Annotated in this window: 4 protein-coding genes; all 4 read left to right on the top strand. The window is 58.8% G+C overall.

Annotated elements, in window-relative coordinates; all coding sequences use genetic code 11:
- Positions 1-378: 378 nt before the first annotated feature.
- The 4 genes from HDG37_RS38540 to HDG37_RS40550 all read left to right on the top strand — a co-directional run bounded on the left by HDG37_RS38540 (position 379) and on the right by HDG37_RS40550 (position 3,614).
- On the top strand, positions 379-2,475 hold the full coding sequence (locus tag HDG37_RS38540; RefSeq protein ID WP_184056795.1) for a haloacid dehalogenase: 2,097 nt from the start codon (positions 379-381) through the stop codon (positions 2,473-2,475).
- Positions 2,476-2,670: 195 nt separating this feature from the next.
- Complete coding sequence (locus HDG37_RS40540; protein WP_409260296.1) at positions 2,671-2,892, top strand: hypothetical protein; 222 nt, start codon at positions 2,671-2,673, stop codon at positions 2,890-2,892.
- A 23-nt stretch (positions 2,893-2,915) separates the two neighbouring features.
- Entirely contained in the window at positions 2,916-3,122 is a 207-nt protein-coding gene (locus HDG37_RS40545; RefSeq protein ID WP_409260297.1) for a hypothetical protein, read from the top strand.
- An 18-nt stretch (positions 3,123-3,140) separates the two neighbouring features.
- Positions 3,141-3,614 (top strand): IS4 family transposase, encoded by a 474-nt coding sequence (locus HDG37_RS40550; RefSeq protein ID WP_409260298.1) that lies wholly within the window; start codon positions 3,141-3,143, stop codon positions 3,612-3,614.
- The last annotated feature ends 88 nt before the right edge of the window (positions 3,615-3,702 follow it).

Consider the following 3,702-nt stretch of genomic DNA (forward strand, 5'->3'; position numbering starts at 1 on the left):
CGTGCGGCTCTGACAGCAATGCTAACCCGCGTTTGATTCCGTTGCGGCAGGCCAGCCTCTGTCCCGCAGGAAGTCATACTGCCTACCAGGTCCAATACAAAGTGCCTAACACACCCTCTAGACTTCCGGGGAAAACTTGGTTACTTTTGTTCATGGCCCGATTCTCTCAAGAACGCGAGCCTTCGCCAACGCGGGCTGGTTCAATTGATCCTGCCGGGGCCCTGCCTTGTGGGCCTTTGTAAATTTCCTTTCGCGTTTAGCATTTTGCGGAGTGCGCGGATCAGCGTATGGACGCGTGGCGGTGCCCCGGCCAATGTCGGGCAACACAAGCGCGGCGGCGACGAAAACAATCCCCGTTCTGAAAGGTGGAAGACACCGATGAATGCGACAAACCTTCTGCTCGAACGCGCCATAAACCAACGATTCGTGTCGGCTGGTATCCAGCACCTTGTTGCGAGCATACGTCCACTACACGACGTGGATGCGCAAAGAATATGGACCAGGAATGGCTTGGTTTCTTTTGATGCATTCGATACCTTAGTAACAAGACCTTTACATAGGCCATCCGATGTGTTTCTGGTGACGGGGTATCGGCTGCAACGGAGATTCGGTTCGGTCGTGCAGCCCGGCGAATGGGTGACGATTCGGCAATCGGCGGAGTGGAGGGCACGCAAGCTCAGTGTCGAGCGTGAAGCGACGCTTGAGAACGTTTACGCGGAGATTGCAGCGTCGGCGGACTTGCCACGTGAATTTCTGACTGCGGCGCAGGCCATCGAAGTCGGGCTCGAAAAGCGCCTGCTCCGCCCCATAACCGGTATGGTGGAGACTTTCAATCGCTTTTCGGCATTGGGAAGAACGGCGATTATCTCGGACATCTACTTTTCACGTTCGGACCTGGAAAGCATGCTTAGCGGCTGCGGCGTGCGCGTGGACCCGGCCCAGCTGTTCATTTCATGCGAGAACGGTCGTACAAAGAGGACGGGATCCCTTTTCTCAGATGCCAAAGGCAGTGGCGTGAAACACCTACACATTGGCGACAGCGTATTTTCCGACGTACTTCAGGTCTGGCGCGCAGGCGGTCGCGCTGCACCGTTCTTCAAGGCGTCGCCCGGTCGATTGGAGCGTGAGCTCTACAAGGCTGCGATTGAGCCGCCGCTGCTTGGATCTGCTCTGTCGGGAAGCGCGCGCACGGCGCGACTACGCGTGAAGGCCGTCAGCGGCCATGATGAGACGCTCGCCGAGGTGTCGGCCGGTTTCGTGGGCCCGTTACTCCTTGCGTTTGTCGTCTGGATCCTCACGCAGGCCAGGCGCAGGAAAATCGATCAGCTGTTCTTTCTGGCGCGGGACGGCCAGATCCTCTTGTCCATTGCAAAAAAAATAGTGGCCTCATATGGCCTGTCGATCGATCTGCGGTATCTGCATGTGTCCCGGCAATCGCTTCACTTGCCCGCCCTCTTCAACGTGTGCGAAGGCGACCTAAGCCATTTCGGCTTTGTGTCGGGCAGTTCGCTGGCTGACGTACTCAAGAAATTCGACTTGGATATCAGTCATCCGGCCATCGCCGGCTTACAAAGCCGTCTTCGTATTCGCTCCCCGCATACCGCCATGAATTGCTCGGAACTAGATCACTTGATCCGGTATATTCGGGCAGACGATGAAATGGTCAATCTGATTAACGCGACCGCCTCGTCAGCGCGACGGCTATTGCTTGACTATCTGGAGCAAAAAGGATTCTTCGCCGACGGGAACGTCGGTGTCGTCGATATTGGATGGCGCGGAAATTTGCAGCGTTCGCTGGCCAAGGTCGCGTGTAGCCGAGACGCAAGTTTCAGCCGGCGCCTTTCGGGTTTTTACTTCGGACTTGATTATCGTCCGGAAGGCTGCGGCAGTCTCGATGACTATCTCAGTGAGTCCGTGGCCGAGCCTATTAGACCCTTCGTTCGAGGGCCGATATTCGAGGCCTTGTGCGCGGCGGACCACGGCACGACGACCGGATACAAACGAGCAGCCGACGGCTCTGTCTCTCCGAAGCTTCTCACCCAAGACAATCCGCAGGCGCTGGCTTGGGGCCTGAGAATCCAGCAGGAAGTCATCAATGCCTATGTCGATGATGTGCTGGACGTCCTCACAGCGGCCGGAATCGACATTCTGGACTCTCTAGACGGATTGGCGCAGGGGGCGGCCATCGTGACTAGACTGGTAATTGGCGCGCCCTCCCGGAGCGAGGCGAACGCACTAGGCTCCTTTCCGCATGCGAGCGATCAGCTGCATAGCGTGTTCGAGGAGGTCGCGCCTCCCATGTCGCTCAGCCCCCGGCAGTGGATTTCGAGTCTGGAAGCGCGTGATGGGAAGCCGCTAATTTCACAATGGCCTGAGGCAAGCGTGGTTCGCGCAGTCCCCTCGCTTGGGGCGGGGGTGATGCTGCATAGTCTCGCCCTGGCGAGATGGTTGCGCACGCGCCTAAGGACCCGTTAGTCTCGGGGCGCCGCCTGCGGCCTATGTGCACCCGGTTTCAACGAGACGCCGCGCAAATCGCCGCACACGCGACTGAGCCCGGCATTGCTCAGCATCATCCACGCAAAAGTTGGCGAAGCCGATGGATCGCCACGATGACCGAAGAGTCGATTCCGGCGTCCTGTCGCTCTGCCGCATTGCCGGAATTCACTGGGAATGGTCAATTCCTGGATGTGGGCGCACGAGCCACGCGACGCAAATGGCAGTCGTGGCGGTGTCAGGGAAAGTGCACGGTGGATTGAAAGTTACGAGATCGTGGCCGAACAGGCGCGGGCCCTGGCTGACACGCGACTGGTGTATGTGGCCGATCGTGAAGGCGACATCGCCGCGCTCATGCAGCGTGCGCAGGAACTGGGTGAACCGGCGCGGACTGGCTGATCCGGTCGCAGCACAGTCGTGCCTTGAAGGACGAAGAAAAGCTGTGGGAAAAGGTGCATGCGAGTAACGTACTTGGCCATATCAGCTTTGTGCTGCCAGGGCGCAGCGGGCGGAAGGCGCGTGAAGTGAAGCAGGAACTGCGTAACCAGCGCATCACGCTGCCCGGGCGCGCCGGTGTCACGCTCACCTTCGTCGAGGCGTATGAGGTGCAGGCGCCAGCGGACGTGTAACCTGTCATCTGGCGTCTTGTGACCAACCGCCAGGCGGGCGACGCGGATGCGCTCATCGAGCTCGTCGACTGTTACCGCGCGCGCTGGGAAATAGAAATGTTCTTCAATGTACTGAAGAATGCCTGCCGGGTTGAGGCGCTGCAGCTCTCGCAGATGGAGCGGGTGGAGAAGGCGCTCGTGCTGTACATGGTGGTCTCGTGGCGTATTGCACGGCTCATGCGCCTGGGCAGGACGTGTCCGGAGCTGGACGCGTCGCTGTTCTTTGCTGCTGACGAGATACATGGCGCTCATGTACTCTCGAAGAAACCGCGTCCAAAAAAGCTACCGACGCTGAACCAGATGACACGGATGATTGCGTCACTGGGCGGCTTTCTGGGGCGCAAGGGCGATGGCGAACCCGGCGCGAAGACACTGTGGATCGGCATGCAGCGGGTCATGGATGCTGTGATCACCATCCAGATCTTGCGCGACGGCTACGACACTTCTGTATAACCTTTCATGATTTAGATCGGCATCGCCCCCAAGCATGAAAGCTCCTTAAGGCAGAGAATCAGCGGTGGTGCACAGGACACCAAAGACC

The sequence above is a fragment of the Paraburkholderia sp. MM5384-R2 genome, assembly GCF_014201025.1.
GTDB lineage: Bacteria > Pseudomonadota > Gammaproteobacteria > Burkholderiales > Burkholderiaceae > Paraburkholderia > Paraburkholderia tuberum.